This is a genomic window from Faecalibacterium prausnitzii (genome assembly GCF_003324185.1).
GTDB lineage: Bacteria > Bacillota > Clostridia > Oscillospirales > Ruminococcaceae > Faecalibacterium > Faecalibacterium prausnitzii.
The window spans coordinates 1-19,614 of sequence record NZ_PXUP01000010.1; the positions used below are offsets into that span (position 1 = coordinate 1).

Annotated in this window: 19 protein-coding genes and 1 tRNA gene; 15 read left to right on the top strand and 5 right to left on the bottom strand. The window is 61.5% G+C overall.

The window, feature by feature from the left end; genetic code table 11:
• Window positions 1-616: 616 nt before the first annotated feature.
• From C7J97_RS07945 to C7J97_RS15000, 8 genes are all read left to right on the top strand, one after another.
• The gene (locus tag C7J97_RS07945) at window positions 617-814 is read left to right on the top strand and encodes a helix-turn-helix transcriptional regulator (RefSeq protein ID WP_015537233.1); all 198 of its coding nucleotides are present in this window, start codon (window positions 617-619) and stop codon (window positions 812-814) included.
• Window positions 815-817: 3 nt separating this feature from the next.
• Complete coding sequence (locus C7J97_RS07950; protein WP_113992675.1) at window positions 818-1,261, top strand: DUF6773 family protein; 444 nt, start codon at window positions 818-820, stop codon at window positions 1,259-1,261.
• Window positions 1,262-1,417: 156 nt separating this feature from the next.
• On the top strand, window positions 1,418-2,887 hold the full coding sequence (gltX, locus tag C7J97_RS07955; protein ID WP_015537235.1) for a glutamate--tRNA ligase: 1,470 nt from the start codon (window positions 1,418-1,420) through the stop codon (window positions 2,885-2,887).
• Window positions 2,888-2,922: 35 nt separating this feature from the next.
• Window positions 2,923-3,195 (top strand): hypothetical protein, encoded by a 273-nt coding sequence (locus C7J97_RS07960; protein ID WP_005921958.1) that lies wholly within the window; start codon window positions 2,923-2,925, stop codon window positions 3,193-3,195.
• On the top strand, window positions 3,179-3,457 hold the full coding sequence (locus C7J97_RS07965) for a DUF4160 domain-containing protein (protein WP_005921956.1): 279 nt from the start codon (window positions 3,179-3,181) through the stop codon (window positions 3,455-3,457). Before C7J97_RS07960 ends, C7J97_RS07965 begins: the two co-directional genes overlap by 17 nt.
• Before the next feature lie 195 nt (window positions 3,458-3,652).
• Window positions 3,653-5,935 (top strand): serine/threonine-protein phosphatase, encoded by a 2,283-nt coding sequence (locus C7J97_RS07975; RefSeq protein WP_242983469.1) that lies wholly within the window; start codon window positions 3,653-3,655, stop codon window positions 5,933-5,935.
• Between the two features lie 200 nt (window positions 5,936-6,135).
• Window positions 6,136-7,101, top strand: coding sequence for a pectinesterase family protein (locus C7J97_RS07980; protein ID WP_113992673.1), 966 nt, complete (start codon window positions 6,136-6,138; stop codon window positions 7,099-7,101).
• Window positions 7,098-7,259, top strand: a complete 162-nt coding sequence (locus tag C7J97_RS15000; RefSeq protein ID WP_005921947.1) for a hypothetical protein — start codon at window positions 7,098-7,100, stop codon at window positions 7,257-7,259. The genes C7J97_RS07980 and C7J97_RS15000 overlap by 4 nt, the downstream gene beginning before the upstream one ends.
• Before the next feature lie 72 nt (window positions 7,260-7,331).
• On the opposite strand, the gene C7J97_RS07985 is transcribed toward C7J97_RS15000, so the two are convergent.
• Together C7J97_RS07985 and C7J97_RS07990 are read right to left on the bottom strand one after the other, a co-directional pair.
• Window positions 7,332-8,864, bottom strand: a complete 1,533-nt coding sequence (locus tag C7J97_RS07985) for a sensor histidine kinase (protein WP_005921943.1) — start codon at window positions 8,862-8,864, stop codon at window positions 7,332-7,334.
• Between the two features lie 19 nt (window positions 8,865-8,883).
• Window positions 8,884-9,570: a response regulator transcription factor gene (locus C7J97_RS07990; protein WP_055186656.1), complete on the bottom strand. Its 687-nt coding sequence runs from the start codon at window positions 9,568-9,570 to the stop codon at window positions 8,884-8,886.
• A 260-nt stretch (window positions 9,571-9,830) separates the two neighbouring features.
• On the opposite strand from C7J97_RS07990, the gene C7J97_RS07995 reads away from it, so the two are divergent.
• The 5 genes from C7J97_RS07995 to C7J97_RS08015 all read left to right on the top strand — a co-directional run bounded on the left by C7J97_RS07995 (window position 9,831) and on the right by C7J97_RS08015 (window position 15,805).
• Complete coding sequence (locus C7J97_RS07995; RefSeq protein WP_113992672.1) at window positions 9,831-11,120, top strand: glycosyltransferase; 1,290 nt, start codon at window positions 9,831-9,833, stop codon at window positions 11,118-11,120.
• Window positions 11,121-11,380: 260 nt separating this feature from the next.
• The gene (locus tag C7J97_RS08000) at window positions 11,381-12,694 is read left to right on the top strand and encodes an SMP-30/gluconolactonase/LRE family protein (RefSeq protein WP_113992671.1); all 1,314 of its coding nucleotides are present in this window, start codon (window positions 11,381-11,383) and stop codon (window positions 12,692-12,694) included.
• A gap of 15 nt (window positions 12,695-12,709) precedes the next feature.
• Window positions 12,710-13,270 (top strand): TIGR01440 family protein, encoded by a 561-nt coding sequence (locus C7J97_RS08005; RefSeq protein WP_113992670.1) that lies wholly within the window; start codon window positions 12,710-12,712, stop codon window positions 13,268-13,270.
• A gap of 5 nt (window positions 13,271-13,275) precedes the next feature.
• Complete coding sequence (locus C7J97_RS08010; protein WP_113992669.1) at window positions 13,276-13,995, top strand: YggS family pyridoxal phosphate-dependent enzyme; 720 nt, start codon at window positions 13,276-13,278, stop codon at window positions 13,993-13,995.
• A 19-nt stretch (window positions 13,996-14,014) separates the two neighbouring features.
• On the top strand, window positions 14,015-15,805 hold the full coding sequence (locus tag C7J97_RS08015) for an ABC transporter ATP-binding protein (RefSeq protein WP_113992668.1): 1,791 nt from the start codon (window positions 14,015-14,017) through the stop codon (window positions 15,803-15,805).
• Window positions 15,806-15,883: 78 nt separating this feature from the next.
• Here the strand turns inward: C7J97_RS08015 and C7J97_RS08020 are convergent, their stop codons facing one another.
• The 3 genes from C7J97_RS08020 to C7J97_RS08030 form a co-directional block, all read right to left on the bottom strand.
• Window positions 15,884-16,753 (bottom strand): patatin family protein, encoded by an 870-nt coding sequence (locus C7J97_RS08020; RefSeq protein ID WP_242983470.1) that lies wholly within the window; start codon window positions 16,751-16,753, stop codon window positions 15,884-15,886.
• Between the two features lie 260 nt (window positions 16,754-17,013).
• Window positions 17,014-17,087: transfer RNA gene (locus tag C7J97_RS08025), tRNA-Ile, on the bottom strand.
• A gap of 76 nt (window positions 17,088-17,163) precedes the next feature.
• Window positions 17,164-17,583, bottom strand: a complete 420-nt coding sequence (locus C7J97_RS08030) for a hypothetical protein (protein ID WP_005921920.1) — start codon at window positions 17,581-17,583, stop codon at window positions 17,164-17,166.
• A gap of 126 nt (window positions 17,584-17,709) precedes the next feature.
• On the opposite strand from C7J97_RS08030, the gene C7J97_RS08035 reads away from it, so the two are divergent.
• Both C7J97_RS08035 and C7J97_RS08040 read left to right on the top strand, forming a co-directional pair.
• Complete coding sequence (locus C7J97_RS08035; RefSeq protein ID WP_005921918.1) at window positions 17,710-18,210, top strand: hypothetical protein; 501 nt, start codon at window positions 17,710-17,712, stop codon at window positions 18,208-18,210.
• Entirely contained in the window at window positions 18,207-19,490 is a 1,284-nt protein-coding gene (locus C7J97_RS08040; RefSeq protein ID WP_113992666.1) for a glycoside hydrolase family 10-like protein, read from the top strand. The genes C7J97_RS08035 and C7J97_RS08040 overlap by 4 nt, the downstream gene beginning before the upstream one ends.
• The last annotated feature ends 124 nt before the right edge of the window (window positions 19,491-19,614 follow it).

A 19,614-nucleotide genomic window follows, 5' to 3' on the forward strand; every position in this document is an offset into this window, starting at 1 on the left:
TAGCCGTTTTACTGCGTACGTGCGTACGAGAGATTGGTACGCACGTACGCAGCGATTTGCCCGAAGCGCACCCTATACAGCCGTTTCCCCCTCGGAGAGCCCACTACACTTTGCAGACCGCAGGGATGAAAGTGTCATAGTGGGTTATTACACTTCCGCAGAAGCGCCTTTTCCTCGCCGCAAACAGCCGGGGTGCACTTTTGTGGAGCTCTTCTGTGCGGCGAATCCACATCGCCCACAGGCGATGTGAGCAGGGATTCCAAAGAGGGCGCAGCACCCTTGGCACACGACTTTGGTACAAAGTCTAGTGTGTTACACCTTGATAGAGGTGTACAGAATCCCGATATGCAAAAAGCCCCATGCCCAACACCTTAACGGTGCGGACATGGGACTTGATGCTTCCTCGGCCTAGCCGGGTACTCGTAACCAATCCTGACAGGCAGTTGCCATGTCATTTCTCGAAAACTGTTTTACGAACACCCAGCTAACAGCCGGGGTGCTTTTTGTCTGGTCATGAAAGCTTTTTGTAATATATACTTGTCATTTAGAATGGTAAATGCTACTATATGTCCAGAGGATAAAACAAATGCCGACCCGGCAGGAAAGGAGCGTATCAATGCCGAAGAACCTGAAATTAAAGGCCGCTCGTGCGGAAAAGGACATGACGCAAGGCGCGCTTGCCGAGGCGGCAGGGGTTTCGCGCCAGACTATCAATGCCATTGAAAAAGGGGAGTACAACCCCACCATCAACCTTTGCCGCAGTATCTGTAAAATTCTGGATAAGACATTGGATGAACTGTTCTGGGAGGAATGAACTATGAAATTTTCACTATACAGCAAGAAAAACCAGTTAGACGAGATGCAGGAGCAGACCATGCGCAAAATTGAAAGCCATGGCTTCTGGCTGCTGTGGGGCAGCCTTCTGGCGGCGTGGATCGTGCAGACGGTGTTCGGGGCTGCGGACAAGGCCGCCGGAGAGTGGGTCGTATTCATGATCGGCTGTATCTATACGGTTGTCGCGTGTCTGCGCAATGGTCTGTGGGATCGCCACTTTTTGGATACGCCCCCGGCCAATGCCGTGTGGTCTCTGGTGGCTGCGGTGGCGGTTACGCTGATCTGCGGTTTTTCCCGTGGATACTGGGTCGGTGCCGCTTTTGCCGGTGTTTTTACCGGCATCCTGTGCTTTGCATTGCTGCAGCTGTGCGCCGTATTGACACGCAAACGGCGCGAGCATCTGGATGACCCGAAGGACGGAGAATAATATTATAAAAAGGGGCTGCTGCACAGCATTTGATGCAGCAGCCCCTTTTGCATGGGTGCATGATATTATCCCGCATTGACAAATCTGCGCAGAATAAGTACAATAAAACATAGCTATCCGCAAATTTTTTGCATGAGAATAAAGGAGCGTTTTTCTATGCCGAGCAATAAAGTCCGCACCCGTTTTGCACCCTCGCCCACGGGTTATATGCACGTTGGCAACCTGCGTACCGCCCTGTACACCTACCTGATGGCCAAGCACGAGGATGGCACCTTCATCCTGCGCATCGAGGACACCGATCAGGGCCGCTATGTGGAGGGCGCTGTGGATGTCATCTACAATACCCTGCGGGAGACCGGCCTTCTGTGGGACGAGGGCCCGGATATCGGCGGCCCCGTGGGCCCCTATGTGCAGAGCGAGCGCATGGGCATGTTCAAGCAGTACGCCGAGCAGCTGGTGGCAGAGGGCAAGGCCTATTACTGCTTCTGCACCGAGGAGCGTCTGGAAGCCCTGCACGCCGAGCAGCGCGCTGCCGGTGAGATGACCCACTACGACGGCTGCTGCCGCGAGCTGCCCAAGGAGGAAGTGGAAAAGCGCCTTGCCGCAGGCGAGCCTTACGTCATCCGCCAGAAGATCCCCCGCGAGGGCGTGACCGGCTTTGACGATGTGGTGTACGGCCACATCGAGGTGAACAACAGCGAGATGGACGACCAGATCCTCATCAAGACCGATGGGATGCCCACCTACAACTTTGCCAACGTGGTGGACGACCACCTGATGGGCATTACCCACGTCATCCGCGGCAGCGAGTATCTGTCCTCCACCCCCAAGTATAACCTGCTGTATCAGGCCTTTGGCTGGGACATCCCCACCTATATCCACTGCCCGCCGGTGATGAAGGACGCCCAGAACAAGCTGTCCAAGCGCAACGGCGATGCAAGCTATCAGGATCTGGTAGCAAAGGGCTACCTGACCGAGGCAGTGCTGAACTATATCTGCCTGCTGGGCTGGAGCCCCCGCGGCGAGTACGCCGAGCAGGAGATCTTCTCCCTGCCGGAGCTGGTCAAGATCTGGTCCCCGGAGGGCATCTCCAAGTCCCCCGCCATCTTCGACCCCCTCAAGCTGCGCGCCATCAATGCGGAGTATATCCGCCGCCTCAGCCCCGAGGAATTCCAGAAAAAGGCCGAGCCGTGGATCGACAGCGCCGTGCACAGCGCCATCGACAAAAAGCTGCTGTGCGCAAACCTGCAGCCCCGGTGCGAGGTGCTGGGCGAGATCCCCGAGCAGCTGGATTTCTTTGACGCCATGCCGGAGTACGACGTGAGCCTGTACGCCAACAAAAAGCAAAAGACCACCCCGGAGACTGCAAAAGAAGCACTGGAAGCCCTGCTGCCGGTGCTGAGCGACGAGGCGCTGGATTTTGCAAACCGCGATGCCGTGTTTGATGCCTGCAAGGCAAAGGCAGAGGAGCTGGGCAAAAAGAACGGCTGGCTGCTCTACCCGCTGGGCATTGCCCTGTCCGGCAAGCAGCGCACCCCCGGCGGCGGCACCGACCTTGCCTGCATGATGGGCCGCGAAAAGACCCTGCAGCGCGTGCAGGATGCCATTGCAAAGCTGAACGGTTAAGTGATATAAGTACAGTGATCTGGGAGGTGGAACCTATGATGTACCCGTTTATGACATTGGACGACGATACCGAAATCGTGCATTCCGAGATGAAGCCCGATGGCCGGGTGAAGGTGTACCTTGAAAAACCGGATGCAGAAGATTGTTTCCACTCAGCAGTGTGCTGGCTGCCGGGCTATGACTGGCAGGAGGTGCACGGTTTCACGCCGGAGGAGATCGCGCGGTATCAGAAAATCGTGGAGTCCACCGCGCATCTGATCTTGCAGTTCTCCCAAGAAGGAGGCGTGGAAAATGCCGCAGGTTTTTAAGGTTGGCTCCTACTGGGTCTACTTCTGGGCCAATGAGAACGAACCGCTGGAGCCAATCCATGTGCACGTTGCACAGGGGGCACCCAACAGCAACGCCACCAAGATCTGGATCACCAAGGCGGGTGGCTGCTACCTGTGCAATAATAACTCTCAGATCCCGCCCCGGGTGCTGCGCAACATTATGGCAGTTATTGAAGCGCGCAGCGGGGAAGTGATCGAAAAATGGACAGCCTTTTTTGGCGAGATCCGCTATTTCTGCTGAACAGTTGAAAATACCCCCAAAGCCCTGCGGCAAAATGACGGCCGCAGGGCTTTTTTGCGTCTTTGGGCGGGTTTGGGGCGGTTCTATGCACCGCGCCAAAAACTGCCGCTGCCCCGCGTTACAGTATATGCAGACAGTGCGGGGAACAGAACAAAATTCCCCGCCGGAAAGCGGGGGATTTTTATGACAGAGCGGATGAGTGTTTTATCTTCGGACGGGCGGTGCTTGCAGCCTTCGCCCTTGGCGGCACGGGCGATGCTGCGCCCGGCGGCGCGGCGGCTGGCAGCGGTGGGCATCGGCTTTGCCGGCGGCTGGGCGGTGCTGTACGGGGCGCTGATGCCCTTTGGGCTGGGGCTGACCCTTGGGCTGGCAGAGGATTGCTTTGCGCCCTGTGCGGCAGGGGCGGCGCTGGGGCTGCTGCTCCATGGGCTGGGGGCGCTTTCGCTGCGCAGCCTGTGTCAGCTGTGTGCGCTGGGCGCTGCCGTGGCAGCCCGCTGGCTGCTGCCGCAAAAGTTTGTCCCCGCCGCGCTGGCGGGCTGCGGTACATTGACCGGTATGGCGCTGTGCTTTGCGCTGGGCAGCAGCGGCGGGGCAGACCTTTTGTTGTACAGTGCGGCAGACGCATTGCTTGCGGCGGGCATCGGCTTCGGACTGCGTAGATTCGCCCCGGAGCGCCCGGGCATGGGCACGCTGCTGGTGGGCGCAGCTGTGGCGGCGGCGCTGGGCAGTGTGCGGTGGGGGTGGTTTTCGCCCGGGGTATTGGCGTGTGCCGCCGCAGAGCTGGCGCTGTGCTGCCGGGCACAGAAGTTTGCCGCCCTGAGCGGCAGCGCGGTACTGGGGGCAGCTCTCTGCGCCGCAGACCCTGCCCTTGCCCCGGCGGCAGCGGGGCTTGGCTGTGCCACGGCAGCGGCGGCGGTGCTGGCACCCGGACGGCGGATGGAAACCCTTGCCGCCTACGCGGGCGGGTGCGTGTCCGGGGTACTCTGCGTACAGCCGCCCGGAAACGCCTTTGGGCTGCTGTTCAGCGCCTGCGGCGGCATGGCGGTGGTCTGTCTGCTGCCCGGCGGCTGGCTTGCCCCGGCAGCAGACACCCCGCAGAGCGGGGAAAACGCTCCCGCGCCCGCCCGCAGTGCGGCGGCGTCCACCCGGCTGGAAGCCGTGGCACAGAGCCTTTCCTCGCTGGCGGAGACGGTGAACGCGGTCTACGAGGGCTTGCCCCGGCGGCGGGAAGGTTTCCGCTGGGTCATAGACAATGTACATGATACTCTTTGTTTTAACTGCGGGCGGCGGGAGACCTGCTGGAAGCAGGAATACACCGCCACCATGGCGGGCATGGAAGCGCTGCGTCCGCTGCTGGAACAGAATGGAAGCGTGGAAGCGGCACAGTTGCCCGGGGAATTGTCCCGCTGCATCCACCCGGCGGCGCTGTGTGCGGCGGCGGGGCGCAGCTTTGCGCTGTACCGCAGCCGCAAGGAAGCGCGCATCCATTCCGAGGCCATGCGCACCGCCCTGACCGAGCAGTACAGCGCCGTAGCCGAGGCACTTGGGGTGCTCAGCGAGCAGCTGGGACGTCCCGGCGACCCCGAGCCCTATAAATCCAGCCGGGTGGCGGAGTTCTTCACCGGGCTGGGTGCGCCGCCGCAGGAGTGCGCCGTCACGCTGGACGACCTTGGCCGCACCCATGCCGCCGTCACCCTGCCGCGCACCCGGTTCACCCCGCAGGAGCTGGCGGCGCTGGCGGGGGAGGTGGGGCATATCTGCCGCCGCACGCTGGAGGTGCCGCAGGTGCTCTCCTGCAAGGGCATGACCACCCTGCTGTTCAGCGAAAGACCGGCGCTGCGGGCGGTGTTCGGGGCGGCAAGCGCTGCCGCCCGGGGTGAGGTATCCGGCGATGCAGTGCAGCAGTTTTGCAGCCCTACGGCGGCGCAGATGATCCTATGTGACGGCATGGGTACCGGACGCCCGGCGGCGGTGGACGGCAATCTGGCGGCAGAGCTGACCGCCCGGCTGCTCAAGGCGGGCTTTACCGCCGAGCTGGCGGCGCGGCTGGTGAACGTGGCGCTGGCCCTGAAAAGCGAGGACGAGAGCGGCGCAACGCTGGACCTGATCAGCGTGGACTTATACACCGGCACGGCGCGGCTGTTCAAGGCCGGTGCCGCCCCGGGGTTTCTGGTGCACGGCGGGCGGGTGCGGGCTGTGGGCGAAGCCACCCTGCCCATGGGAGTGCTGGGCGGGGTGAACGGGCAGAGCCGGGTGGTGCACCTGACCGCCGGGGACTACGCGGTACTGGTATCGGACGGCTTGCTGGTGGATGGCGCGGGCTGGGTGGCGAAGCAGGTGGAGCTTTCGGCGGCGGCAGGAGACGCACCGGAAAAGCTGGCGGAGACGCTGGTACAGACCGCCCGCATCCGCGCGCAAAAGACCGGCCGCCCGGATGATATCACCGCCGCCGTGCTCCGGCTGGAAAAGAGCGGATAACAGGCGTTGCATATCATGAGCAATTCTCCGCTTAAAGGCTTCCCCCGGTCGGGGAAAATCTGTCCCCAAGGGGTGAAGGCTTTTGTGCTGGCGGGAAAGTTTGTGGCATAACGAAAGGCTTCCGTTGCAATTTGCGGGAAGGAGGGGTATACTGGAAGCATATTTTTCAGCCCGGCAGTGCCGGGCGCAGGAGGCGGCTTATGCTTACCATCAATGTTGCACCCGACGGCAGCGGACAGTTTACCACCATTTCCGAGGCGGTGCTGGCAGTGCCCTACGACTGCCCTGCGGTCATCCGCATCGCGCCGGGTATTTACCGGGAAAAGCTGGTTTGTGAGAAAAAGGATATCACCCTTGCGGGCGCGGGCATGGATGCCACCCGGCTGGTATGGAACGACGGCGGCAAGCTGCCGCACCCGGACGGGCGCCCCACCCACACCTTCCGCAGCTATACCGCCTTTTTCAGCGGCGAAAAGCTGCGGGTGGAGGATATGACCATCGAGAACGACGCAGGCCCCGGCGCAAAGGCCGGGCAGGCCATCGCAGCCTATGTGGACAGCGCCCGGGCGGCGTTTGACCGTGTGCGGCTGCTGGGCAATCAGGATACTTTGTTCTGCGCCCCTCTGCCGGAGAAAGAGCGGGAGAAGGACGGCTTTCTGGGCCCGCGCGGGCTGGCACCCCGCCGGGCAAGCGCACAGTATTACCACGCCTGCGAAATTGCCGGGGACATTGATTTTATCTTTGGCGGGGCAGACGCCCTGTTTGAGCACTGCACCCTGCGCACGGTGGATAACGGCCTTGCGCACAGCTGGGTCACCGCACCCTCCGGTGCGGCGGATGGGCTGGGCTTTGTGTTCTGGGACTGCGATTTTGTCTCGGACTGCCCGGCGGGCAGCGTGTATCTGGGCAGACCGTGGCGGCCTACCGGTAAAACGGCGGTGCTGGACTGCCGCCTTGGGGCGCACATTGCGCCGGAGGGTTTTGCCGGCTGGAACGACCGCACCGACACGGCGCTGGCCGGCTTTGCTGAGGCAGGCAGCACCGGCGCAGGCGCAGGAGAGCGCCCCGGGTGGGTGCAGGCGCTTTCGGCTGCCGAGGCCGCTGCGCTGCTGCGCGCTGCCCGGCAGAAGTGCCGCATGGAGACTACGGAAAGGATAACGGAATGAAAAAATTACCCAATGCAGTAAAATGGCTCATCATTCTGGTGGTGCTGGGTGCCATGGGTGCCATGATGTGGGCGGTGAACGACCGCGCCTCCCGCGTGGAGATGCCCGCCCCGGACAACACCTTTGGCATCTACCATACAGCAGAGAGCGGAACATAATAAAGCACCGGCAGTTTCCCGATTGGAAGAGTTGGAAAACTGTCGGTGCTTTTTCTGTGTTACAGGGGGCGTTCACTTGCCCTCAAAGTCGTCCACATAGGGCAGGTCACTCATGACGAACCAGAAGGTGGTGCCCTTGCCTACGGTGCTTTGTACGCCGAAGCGGAAGCTGTGCTGCTGGAAGATGGCTTTGGTGATGGAAAGCCCCAGACCGGTGCCCTGCTTGCCCGCGTCCGAGCGGGAGCGGTAGTACCGGTCAAAGATATAGGGCAGGTCGGCGGCGGCAATGCCCGGGCCATGATCCTCCACCTCTACCCGCACGCCCTCAGAGCAGCGGAAGGCGCGCAGGATAAAAATGCCGTCCTGGCCGATGTGGTGCATGGCGTTGCCCAGCAAATTGTGCAGCGCGCGCTGCATCATGTCCGGGTCGGCGTAGACCGGCAGTTCCTCCTCCGGCAGTTCCAGCTGCAGCTGCCAGCCGTTCTGGGCGCAGATGGCGTCGTAGCGCTCGCTCACCTCGTCGCACAGCTGCCCCATGTCAAAGTGCACCCGCTCACACTTATAGGTGCCGCTGGTCACCTTGCTCAGCTCCATCACGCTGGAGACCAGCGCGGTCAGGCGGTCGGCCTCGTCCACGATGATGTTCATCTGCTCGTCCCGGTGGGCTTTATCGTCGCCGGTCAGATCGCGCACCGTCTCGGCGTAGCCCTTGATGAGGGTCAGCGGGGTGCGCAGGTCGTGGGAGACGTTGGCCAGCAGATCGCGCTGCATCTGCACCGCGTGCTGCACCTCCTCGGCCATGTGGTTAAAGTCCCGGGCAAGGTCGCCCAGCTCGTCGTTGCGGCGGTTGTCCACCTGCACGGCGTAGTTGCCCAGCGCCATCTGCCGTGCGGCGCTGGAAAGCTGGCGCAGCGGCTTTGTGAACCACTCGCTGAACAGCCACGCCGCCGACATGGCAAAGCCGAAGATCAGCGCCGCCGCCAGCGGCAGCAGGGTGCTGAGCACCTTGCCGGCCTCGGTAACGTGCACAAGGCTGGTGGTCACCAGCACGGTATAGCTGCCGTCGGCGGTAATGCGCCCTACCAATAGCTGCGCCGAGCCGGAGAGCCGGGGCGGGTTGAGCGTCTGCACAAAGCTGCCCACGCTGCGGCACTTGCGGCGCATGGCAAGGGCAGTGGCAATGATCTTATCGTTGTTGGCAGAGTCTGAAAGATAGGTGCCGTGCAGGTTGCAGAAGGACTGGTTCTCGATCTTATAAATGGTGTGCAGGGTGGTGTCCGAGATATCCACGCAGAAACTGTTCAAAGAGCCTTTGGTGTACAGTTCCAGCGTGAGCTTATCAAAAAAATCACTGTTGACCGCAAGCTGCCCAAAAGACCAGCTGGACAGCACCTTGCCCTCGGCAATGGCATCGTCCAGCCGCTCCACGATGCTGTCGGCCTGATTGGTAAGCTGGGTCTCGATGTGTTTGGTGTACAAAGGCTCCAGCAGCTGGGTGGACAGCAGCCAGAACAACCCCAGCAGAAACAGGCAGATGAAGCACAAAAACCACATCAGCTGTCCGCGGATGCCAAGGGTATGCCGTGCTTTGGTGGTTTGCCGCATGCTCCGCACGCTCCTTCAGTCAACGGGCGGCATCGGGGTCGAACTTATAGCCGATGCCCCATACCGTAGCAATGTAGCTGCGGCATTTGCCCAGATGGCCGCGCAGCATCTTCACATGGGTGTCCACGGTGCGGTCCTCGCCGAAGTAGTCGTAGTTCCACACCTTCTGCAAAATCTTTTCCCGGCTCAGGGCAATGCCTTTGTTGGAGGCCAGAAATACCAGCAGGTCAAACTCCTTGGGGGTCAGGGCGACTTCCTCGCCGGACACCCGCACGGTATGGCTGGCGGTGTCGATGGTCAATTCACCAAAGGTCATGGTGTCGGCGGCCTCGGTGGGGCGGGGCATGGTGCGGTTCAGCACTGCGCGCACCCGCGCCACAAGCTCCCGGGGGGAGAAGGGCTTTACCACATAGTCGTCCGCGCCGCTTTCCAGCCCGGCAAGCTTATCGTATTCCTCGCCCCGGGCGGTCAGGATGATGACCGGGGTGTTGATGTGGCGGGCACGCATCTCCCGCAGGCAGGTCATGCCGTCCATAAAGGGCATCATCAGGTCTAAGATCACCAGATCAAACCCGCCGCCGGACAGCTGTGCCAGCGCCGCAGAGCCGTCCCCGGCTTCCTCGCAGATATACCCGGAATATTGCAGATGCTCGTGGATCAGCTCCCGGATGCGGGGCTCATCGTCAACGATCAGGATCTTTGCCATAAAACAGGACTCCTCCCTATCATATATCAGTATACAGCTCTATTTTAATGCAAGAATTGGAAAAAGCTGTGAATTTTAAGTGAATGGTTTGGAAAAACAAAGCCGTCTGCACCCAGTATACCACACAGGGCGGCGGGGCGGCAATCTTTTTGCGGGAAAGCGCAGAAAAAGGCACTGGGGAACTTGACAAGAAAACGGGCGTTTTTGTAAAATAAAGTCGTAAAGACTGGGGTATTTGCGATGAAAAAGGAGAAGTGATCATGAGCATCCCCAAGATCATCCATTACTGCTGGTTCGGCGGCGGGCCCATCAGCCCGGAGAGCCGTAAATGTATCGAAAGCTGGAAAAAATACTGCCCGGATTACAAGATCATCGAATGGAACGAGCAGAACTTTGAGATCAGCCAAAACCGCTACGCACAGCAGGCCTACGAGGCAAAAAAATATGCCTTTGTATCGGACTATGTGCGGCTGGCAGTGCTGTATGAGTACGGCGGCATCTATCTGGACACGGACGTGGAGCTGGTGCGCCCGCTGGACGAACTGCTGGAGCACAAGGGCTTTATCGGCATGGAGCACAGTGCGCCCTCGCCCTACGGCCGCACGCTGCTGGTGAATACCGGCTCCGGCGTAGGCGCAGAACCGGGCTGCGAGATGATCGGCAAAATGCTGGCGGCCTACCGCAATGCCGCCTTTGTTCAGGAGACCGGCGAGCCGGATTTGCGCACCTGCACCCAGCGGGATACCCCGCTGTTTACCAAGGCCGGTTTGCAGCAGAAAGACGAGCAGCAGGAACTGGACGGCTTTCTGGTGCTGCCCACCGACTGCTTTTCCCCCTTTGATTATGTGACCGAGCGGATGCACCGGACACCGCGCACCTTCGGCATCCACTATTACAGTGGCAGCTGGCAAAGCGGCGATAAGGCAAACCGCTGGCGCAAGCGCTTCAAGTGCACCAAAGTCGGGCGCTGGTGTATGTGGCTGCGGCAGTGTTCGCCCCGCTGGCTGCGGGAAAAACGGCGCAGCCTGCATAACCGCTGCCGCCTGCAATGGAAAAAATGGTTCGGCTGCCGGGGACTGCAATTTGGCAGCAGCATCCTGCTGGACAGGGAACTCCGGCTGCGGCTGAACAGCGGCTCCCGGGTGACGCTGGGCGACCGGGTGGAGAGCGACGGGCGGATGTCCATCACCACCGGATATTCCAGCCAGCTGAACATCGGCAGCGGGGTCTACTTCAACGACGGCGCGGTCATCAGCTGCCTTGGAAAGATAACCATCGGCGAAAACACCCTTTTCGGCCCCGGGGTGAAGATCTTTGATAACAACCACCGCTTCAGCCGGGAGGAAGGGGTCAGCCGGGAATGCACGGCGGGCTGCATCACTGTGGGGCGCAGCTGCTGGATCGCCTCAGACGTGGTGCTGCTCAAGGGCACGGACATCGGGGACAACTGCGTCATCGGCGCGGGCTGCGTTATCCGGGGCGAGGTGCCCGCCGGTTCCCTCGTGACCCGCAGCGGGGAGCAGACCACCCGGCCAATCGAGATAAGATGAGAATCCCCTTCTCGTAAAAATGTGTTCATCGCGGCCCGCAGGCCGCGATGAACACTCAAATTTAAAAAAATCATTCCGCTGCGCATGGCCAGAGCAACGCGGAGGCCATTTGAAATCGTTGTTCTTAGAGGAGCTGCTGCACGATGCTGTGCGGCAGTTCTTTTTTGTCCCGCTTGCCCTTTTTGCGCAGGAATGCTATACTTTAGCGATAAAGGACAGTGCGCTGTCCGCAGGTTTTTCGGAGATAAGGAAAAGCGCTTATGCGAATCGGACTGATCGAATTTTTGCTCATACTGGCCATTGCGTCCCTCACGGTAGGGCCGCGGGTGGCTTTGTTCGTGGACCGGTGGATGCGCCGCGCCAACCGCGCCAACGCCATGGCGGCGCGCCGCCGGGCAGAGTATGCCGCCCAGATGGCCGCAGAACGGGACGCCATGCTCAAGCGGTTCCGCACCGCCAGCACCGTGTTCGGGGTGGGCATCCTGCTGGTGCTGGTGTACGCGCTGGGCTTCCGCCCCATCGACACCCCGCCGCAGATCTATAAAGCCCCCGACCTCCGGCAGGAGACGGGCGCGATGCAGACGGCCGTTTCCACCGACCGCAAGACCCAGCTGGAGCTGGGGGAGTATCAGGGCGTGGACTGCATCCGCGCCAAGGACGGCCTTTTGTATGCCGCTGCGTGGAACGGTGCTGCATTGAAAAAGCGCACCAGCGATCTTGTGCGCACCGATGGCGGGCACGCTGCCGCCATCCTGAGCGTGGAGGGCGAGCTGACCGGCTTTGCCTTTGATGCCGCCGGGGATGTGTGGCTGACCCAGCTGACCACCGCCGGGGGCACCTTGTGCCGCGCTAAGCACGACAGCTGGGGCGCAGCGGTGGAGCAGGTGGTCACCCAGCTGGACGGTGCGCCGCTGGGGGCGGTATCTGCCGTGGAGGTAAGCCCGGCGGGTAAGGTGTACTTTGCTGTGGCAGCGGCGGCAGGCGCGGAGAACGGGCTGGAAAGCGCCCTGCGCACCGAGCTGCTGGCGCACACCGCCACCGGCTGCGTGTATGTGTACGATCCCGCCGCCCGCACGGTGGAAAAGGTGCTGGGCGGGGTGGCAGGCGCTGCCGGTCTGGCGCTCAGCCCGGACGGCAGCACCCTGTATGTCTCCGACCTTGGCAGCCGCTGCATCTGGGCGGTGGATGCCGCTGCCCGGGAACTGACCGCCGGGGGACGGGGCTGCACCGCTGCCTTTGCCGGTCTGCCGGGCTATCCCGGAGCGCTGGCTGTGGACACGGACGGCACGCTGTACATCAGCTACCGCTGGGCGCGCAGCAACTGGCTGGAAAAGAACGCGGACAGCACCCTGCTGCGGGGCATTGCCCTGCGGGCGGGGCAGAATACGCAGGAGCGGCTGTTCCGGTGCACCGCAGATGCCCCCTGCGCCGAGGCGGTAAGCCTTGCCACAGGGACTTGGGAGCAGACCTTTACCGGCCTTGCACAGGACAGCTGCGCGGCGGTGTGTCCGGTGGAAAGTAAAGTATATTTCGGTGCAGCAGGGGCAGACAGTCTGCTGGCTGCAAACCGATAAGTGAGGTGTTTTTGTATGACCGAAGCATTTGCAAAACAGATTGAGGCCGAGGCACGGCAGGCTATGACCGAGCTGGTGGCTGCGGCAAAGCTGAAAAAGGGAGATGTGCTCGTGGTGGGCTGCTCTTCCAGTGAGATGGTGGGCGGTCACATCGGCAAGGATTCCAGCATAGAAGCCGCCCGGGCGCTGTACGCGGGCGCTGCGCCGGTGCTGGCGGAAAAAGGCATCTGGCTGGCAGCCCAGTGCTGCGAGCACCTGAACCGCGCCCTTATCCTTGAGCGGGAAGCCGCAGAAAAATACGGCTGGGAGGAAGTGTGCGTCGTGCCCCGTCCCCATGCGGGCGGCAGCTGGGCCACTACCTGCTGGAAAAACTTCAAAGACCCGGTGGCGGTGGAGGAGATCCGCGCCAACGCGGGCATGGATATCGGCGGCACCCTGATCGGGATGCATCTGAAGCGGGTGGCAGTGCCGGTGCGGCTGAGCCTTAATAAGATCGGTGAAGCAAACATTCTGTGTGCCTACACCCGCCCGAAGCTGATCGGCGGCGAGCGTGCCCGCTATACCGAGGAGGATTGAGCCAGATGGCAGAAAAAACGTTGGAAGAGATGCGGCAGGCCGTGGCCGAGATCCGGGAAAAGATGGCCGCAGCCGCCCGGGAAGCCGGGCGCGACCCGGCAGCGGTGCAGCTGTGCGCCGCCTGCAAGACCCGCACGGCGCAGACCATTGCAGCCAGTGCGGGTTTGCCCATTGATGTGTTTGGCGAAAACCATGTGCAGGAGCTGTGCGCAAACTACGATGCCGGAGCTTACTGCGGTAAGCCCAGCCATTTTATCGGCCACTTGCAGACCAATAAGATCAAAAAGGTGCTGGGGCGGGCAAGCCTGATCCAAAGCGTGGACAGCGAGCACTTGCTGCTTGCCATCGAGAAGGAAGCCGCCAAGGCCGGTATCGTGCAGGACATTTTGCTGGAAGTGAACATCGGCGGGGAAGAGAGCAAGACCGGTGCCGCGCCGGAATTGCTCTGGCCGCTGCTGGATACCGCCGCTGCACAGGAGCATATCCGGGTCAAGGGTCTGATGGCCATCCCGCCTGTGAACGATGACGATGCCCAGAACCGCCGGTATCTGGCGCAGGTGTATCAGCTGTTCGTCCGGGCAGGGGAGCGCGGCTACCACAACGTGGAGATGCAGACCCTTTCCATGGGCATGAGCGGCGATTTTGAGAACGCCATCCGCGAGGGCGCTACCCTTGTGCGCATTGGCACCGCCATCTACGGTGAGCGGGATTACAGTAAAAAGTAACGATAAAAACGGAGGAACCATGCCGAAAACTAAGACCAACGACCCCGGGGCGCACCACGCAAGCAGCGGTGCGCTGATCCGGCGTTTTCTGCCGTATCTGGCAAACTATAAGATGGTGCTGTGCCTTGACCTGTTCTGCGCAGCACTGACCACCCTGTGCGATATCGTGCTGCCCAAGATCATGAGCACCATCACCAACTCCGCCATGGGGGTGGGCATCACCCTGACGGCGGGCATCGTGCTGAAGCTGGCGGCGCTCTACTTTGTGCTGCGCATTATCGACGGCGCAGCCAGCTACTATATGTCCAGCATCGGTCATATCATGGGCGTGCATATTGAAACGGATATGCGCCGCGATGCCTTTGACCATCTTTTGCAGCTGGATCACACCTACTACAACAACACCAAGGTGGGCACCATCATGGGGCGCATCACCAACGATTTGTTTGATGTGACCGAGTTCGCCCACCACTGCCCGGAGGAGTTTTTCATCGCGGGCATCAAGATCGTGGCGTCCTTTGTCATCCTGTGCCGCGCCAGCATCCCGCTGACCTTGGCAGTGTTTGCCTGTGTGCCGCTGATGGGTGTGGTGTCGGTGTACCTGAACGGACGTCTGCGGGCACGCTTCCGCCAGCAGCGCGTCCAGATCGGCGAGCTGAACTCCACCATCGAGGACAGTCTGCTGGGACAGGGCGTGGTCAAGGCCTTTGCCGCCGAGGACGAGGAGCGGGAAAAGTTCGCCAAGGGCAACCGCGCCTTTGAGCAGATCAAGACCCTTGGCTACTACGCCATGGGCGCCTTCAACACCTCCACCCGCCTGTTTGACGGGTTGATGTATCTGGTGGTCATTCTGGCGGGCGGGCTGTCGCTGGTGTACGGCAAGATCACCGCCGGCGACCTTGTGGCCTATATGCTCTACGTCACCACCCTCATCGCCACCATCCGGCGCATCGTGGAGTTTGCCGAGCAGTTCCAGCGCGGCATGACCGGCATCGAGCGCTTTGCCGAGATCATGGACACCCCGGTGGCCATCAAGGACGCCCCGGACGCCGTGCCATTGCAGCCCGGCCCCGGCGAGATCCGATTCGAGAAGGTATGCTTTGAGTACCCGGACGACCACAACAAGGTGCTGCACGACGTCAGCTTGGACATCCGCGCCGGAGAGCGTCTGGCGCTGGTGGGTGCCTCCGGCGGCGGCAAGACCACCCTGTGCAACCTGATCCCCCGCTTTTACGAGGTGACCAGCGGCCGCATCCTCATTGACGGACAGGATATCCGCCGGGTCACCCTGAAGAGCCTGCGGCAGGATATCGGCATCGTGCAGCAGGACGTGTACCTGTTCAGTGGCACGGTGGCGCAGAACATCGCCTACGGCAAGCCCGGCGCCACCCGGCAGGAGATCGAAGCCGCCGCCCGGCTGGCGGGCGCGGAAAAGTTCATCCTTGCGCTGAAGGACGGCTACGACACCTATGTGGGCGAGCGCGGCGTCAAGCTGTCCGGCGGACAGAAGCAGCGCATCGCCATTGCCCGGGTATTCCTGAAGAACCCGCCCATCCTGATTCTGGACGAAGCCACCAGCGCACTGGACAACGAGAGCGAGATCCTTGTGGGACAGAGCCTTGAAAAGCTGGCTCATGGCCGCACCACCCTGACCATCGCCCACCGTCTGACCACCATCAAGGACTACGACCGTATCCTTGTGCTGGGCGAGGAGGGCATCGTGGAAGAGGGTACCCATGCCCAGCTGCTGGAAAAGCAGGGCGTCTACTACCGCCTGTGGAACCAGCTGCCCGCAGAGGATGGGGAGTAAAAGCGCCTGAAATACAAAAAAGACACCCGAAAGGGTGTCTTTTTGTCTCTTGTCAAGGGAAGTGAACGGGTTTCATCTCTAGGTGCCCACCGATTCATCTTGTTTGGTGTTTTGCATCCACCGCACCAGCGCTTCGGCGTCCTGTTTGCCTTTGGCGTACATTTTTTCAAGGCCGGCGCGGTTCTTGGTCAGGGTGGACATTCCCTCGGTGCTGTCCGGGGCGATGATGCAGACAAGGCCCTGTCGCTCCAGCTCCCGCGCCCGCTGGACAGCCGTGTTGTACCGCCATGCCCGGCGGCGCAGCCCCTCGGCTGCAGCGGGGTAATGCGACTGCAGCAGGTGTGCCAGATGCTTGTCCCGGGCATCACTACTCACCAGCCCGATGGGCTTGGTCAGGATGAGAGCCACCCGGTCGCAGCCGTGGGCAAAGGCCCATTCCAGCGGGACGGGGTCGGCCAGACCGCCATCAAAATAAGGCACGCCGTCGATGACGCAGGGCTGGTCGATGACCGGGATGCAGCAGGACGCCATGAGGATGCGGTAGTCGTCCGGGTGGAAGTCTGCCTTGGTGAAATACTGCGCCTCGCCGTTCTGTGCATTAGCGGCCACCACGCAGAGCTCTGCCGGGCTACGGGCAAGCGCCGCGTAATCCAGCGGATTCTCGCCGCCTGCATTGCTGAGGGTGCCGTAGACATAGCCCAGATCGAGATAGGAGTGCTTGCGGATGAGGTTGTGCACGCTCATGTACTCCCTGCGGAAGGAGTATTCATCGTAAAAGGGCTTGTTCCGCCCATGCTGGCCTGCCAGATAGGACGCCATATTGGCGCTGCCCGCCGAAACGCCGATGCAGAGATCGAAGCGGAGGTCCTCCTCCAGGCAGCGGTCCAGCACGCCAGCGCCGTAAATGCCCCGCAGGCCGCCACCCACATCGATGACACCGTATTTCATGGTCTGTTCCTCCATCGTTTAATTCCATTTCCCTCCCAGTATAACGGGACGGCGGGAAATACTCATTGAGCAAACGGCGGGATCTGATGCAATTTGCGGCAGAAAGCAGGATCTGCCGCAATGGGGGCAAGCAAAAACGGCCAGCGTATCATGTGCTCTGTGATATGTACCCCGCCTGTGGAACCAGCTGCCCGCAGAGGATGGGGAATAAAAGCCCTTGAAATACAAAAAAGACACCCGAAAGGGTGTCTTTTTTCGTATGGGCCAGGCAGGACTTGAACCCGCGACCAAGCGGTTATGAGCCGCCAGCTCTGACCAGCTGAGCTACTGGCCCGCAGGGGTGCTGCATTGCTGCAACACGCACTAGTATAACAAAAACCGCGCAAAAAGGAAAGCATTTTCCGCAAAAATCATTTGGTGCGGTGGGCATCCAGCTTTTGCAGCATAAATTCGTCCAGCATGGCGGGCGGGAACAGCGGCTCCTTGTAGCCAAAAGCCTCCCGGATAAAGATCAAAGTTACCACAGTCTGGCGGCCGGGGTCCAGCCGCAGGGTGTACAAAGTGTCCAGCGGCTGCTGGCTGGGCTGGTGCAGCGTCAGGTGCAGCAGAAAGCTGCCGTCGTTCTCCCGGCGGCACTCGTAGGCAAAGAGGTCGGTGTCGCTGCGGGAGTCCAGACGGTCAAAGCACTCGTCCAGCGCAAGGCCGGTGCGGAACTCGGACAGGCCGGCGGGGCCGTACTGGCTGCGGCGGGTTGTCTCCCGCCGGGAGAGCAGGTACACGATGATGCCCAGCGCACAGGCCAAAAGACAGACGGAAACGACAGCGTTCATGGAAAGACCCTCCCCAAAAGAGTTTTCCTTATTGTAACACAACCTGCGGGGGTTTGTGCTATAATATTTACAATTCTTTTTTAAATTTTTCTGCAAGCCGGGCGCAAACGCCCGGGGGAGGGCTTCATGAAGCTTAAATTTACACGCAAGACCTGGTATTTCTTTTTGCTGGCTGCGGCGGCAGTGTCCATGCTGGGCGGCTTTGCCGTGCTGGGCGGAATGGATTTTTCCGGGCTGGAAATGATCGTATTCTGCCTTACCGGCATCGCGGTGCTGTTTCTGGCGGCGCAGAAGGGTGCACCGGCAAGGGAAAAGCGCAACTACACCGGCGTGTTCGTGGTGCTGATGCTCAGCAAGCTGGGTGCCAGCGGCTGGGCGGGGGATATCTGCTCGGCGCTGGTGTGGCCTGCGCTGCTTGCCACCGAGTACGAGCGCGGCAAGCCCATCCAGCGGCAGTTGCAGCTGGTGAGCGCCGCCGAGGTGCTGCGGCTGGTGTTCTGGATGCTGACCAAGTACGCGGGCATGAGCGGCCTTGCCTTCTGGACGAATATCATGTTCGTGCTGCTGACCTGCGCCCGGGGCTGGGCGGGGCTTACCCTGTATAAGACACAGGAGGAGACCCTGTGACCCAGCGCCGCAGGACGTCTAAAGCCAAGGCAAAACGCCGCTTTGGCCGCCGGGCCTTTCTGACCGGGGCGGGTGTTGCCGCCTGTGCTGCGGCGGGATGGTGCCTGCGGCAGAAAAGCGATGCAGACCACACTGCCGCCTCCGGGCAGGATACGCCCACGGCACCCAACCCCGCCCTGCCCGCCGGGGAGTGGCGGGCGGTGTGGGTGAGCTATCTGGACTGGGCGCTGCTGGATTTTTCCACCGCGGACACCTTCCGCGCCGGGGCGGCGCAGCTGCTGGACAACTGCGCCGGGCTGGGGCTGAACACCGTACTGGCACAGGTGCGCCCCTTCGGGGATGCACTGTACCGCAGCAGTTTGTTCCCGTGGAGCCATCTGTGCACCGGGGTGCAGGGCAAGGACCCCGGCTTTGACCCGCTGGATGTCTTTCTGACCGAGGCGCACCGCCGGGGCATCGGGGTGGAAGCGTGGGTCAACCCCTACCGCCTGCGCTCCTCGGCGGCGATGCCGCCGAATCTGGCAGAGAATAATCTGGCAAACACCCACCCGGACTGGCTGTGCACCGCCGGGGAGGGGCTGTACCTGAACCCCGCTGTGCCTGCCGCCGCAGACTATGTGGTGCAGGGGGTGGCAGAGCTTGTGCAGAACTACCCGGTGGACGGCATCCACTTTGACGATTACTTTTACCCCACCACCGATGCCGCCGTGGACGCGGCGCAGTTTGCGGCAAGCGGCGCAGCCGACCTTGCCGCGTGGCGGCGGCAAAATGTTACCGCGCTGGTGGCGAAAGTGTACCGCACCGTAAAGGCGGCAGACCCCACCTTGCGGTTCGGCATCAGTCCGCAGGGCAACCCGGACAACGACCTTGACCAGCAGTACAGCGATGTGACCGCATGGCTGGCGGCGGGCGGGGAAGAAAAGGTCATCGACTACCTCTGCCCGCAGGTGTACTGGGGCTACGGCTTTACCTTGCAATCCGGAAGCACCCGCTTTGCCTTTGAAAACATCGTCCCGGCGTGGCTTGCCTACCCCCGGGCGGGGGATGTGGCGCTGTACTTTGGGCTGGGCGCGTACCGGGTGGGCACCGGGGACGGCGGCGCGAACCCGGACAGCGTATCCGGCTGGAGCACCGGCAGTGCGCTGGCGGCGCAGGTAAAGGACTTACGGCAGCAGGCGGCGGGCGGCTGGGCACTGTACCGCTACGGCAGTCTGTTCGGGGCGGAGGCACCCGCGCTGGCCGAGGCCGAGTGCGCAGCGCTGCGGGCGCTGAATACGTGAAAATTGTGCAGAAACAGGCGGCAAACCGCACAAAATAAATACAGGTATCTTGTGCAGAGCGGCAAAATGCGGTATACTTACCCTGTATCTGTCCGTTGGCAGAGACGCACGAAAAAGAAAAGTT

Coding starts and splice junctions, on each gene's coding strand:
- C7J97_RS08020 (WP_242983470.1), bottom strand. CDS start 16,753: ATGAAATACGGTGTCATCGATGTGGGTGGCGGCCTGCGGGGCATTTAC.
- C7J97_RS07990 (WP_055186656.1), bottom strand. CDS start 9,570: ATGGCAAAGATCCTGATCGTTGACGATGAGCCCCGCATCCGGGAGCTG.
- C7J97_RS07975 (WP_242983469.1), top strand. CDS start 3,653: ATGAGTGTTTTATCTTCGGACGGGCGGTGCTTGCAGCCTTCGCCCTTG.
- C7J97_RS07985 (WP_005921943.1), bottom strand. CDS start 8,864: ATGCGGCAAACCACCAAAGCACGGCATACCCTTGGCATCCGCGGACAG.
- C7J97_RS08005 (WP_113992670.1), top strand. CDS start 12,710: ATGACCGAAGCATTTGCAAAACAGATTGAGGCCGAGGCACGGCAGGCT.
- gltX (WP_015537235.1), top strand. CDS start 1,418: ATGCCGAGCAATAAAGTCCGCACCCGTTTTGCACCCTCGCCCACGGGT.
- C7J97_RS07950 (WP_113992675.1), top strand. CDS start 818: ATGAAATTTTCACTATACAGCAAGAAAAACCAGTTAGACGAGATGCAG.
- C7J97_RS08000 (WP_113992671.1), top strand. CDS start 11,381: ATGCGAATCGGACTGATCGAATTTTTGCTCATACTGGCCATTGCGTCC.
- C7J97_RS07960 (WP_005921958.1), top strand. CDS start 2,923: ATGATGTACCCGTTTATGACATTGGACGACGATACCGAAATCGTGCAT.
- C7J97_RS08015 (WP_113992668.1), top strand. CDS start 14,015: ATGCCGAAAACTAAGACCAACGACCCCGGGGCGCACCACGCAAGCAGC.
- C7J97_RS07945 (WP_015537233.1), top strand. CDS start 617: ATGCCGAAGAACCTGAAATTAAAGGCCGCTCGTGCGGAAAAGGACATG.
- C7J97_RS15000 (WP_005921947.1), top strand. CDS start 7,098: ATGAAAAAATTACCCAATGCAGTAAAATGGCTCATCATTCTGGTGGTG.
- C7J97_RS08035 (WP_005921918.1), top strand. CDS start 17,710: ATGAAGCTTAAATTTACACGCAAGACCTGGTATTTCTTTTTGCTGGCT.
- C7J97_RS08010 (WP_113992669.1), top strand. CDS start 13,276: ATGGCAGAAAAAACGTTGGAAGAGATGCGGCAGGCCGTGGCCGAGATC.
- C7J97_RS07965 (WP_005921956.1), top strand. CDS start 3,179: ATGCCGCAGGTTTTTAAGGTTGGCTCCTACTGGGTCTACTTCTGGGCC.
- C7J97_RS07980 (WP_113992673.1), top strand. CDS start 6,136: ATGCTTACCATCAATGTTGCACCCGACGGCAGCGGACAGTTTACCACC.
- C7J97_RS08030 (WP_005921920.1), bottom strand. CDS start 17,583: ATGAACGCTGTCGTTTCCGTCTGTCTTTTGGCCTGTGCGCTGGGCATC.
- C7J97_RS07995 (WP_113992672.1), top strand. CDS start 9,831: ATGAGCATCCCCAAGATCATCCATTACTGCTGGTTCGGCGGCGGGCCC.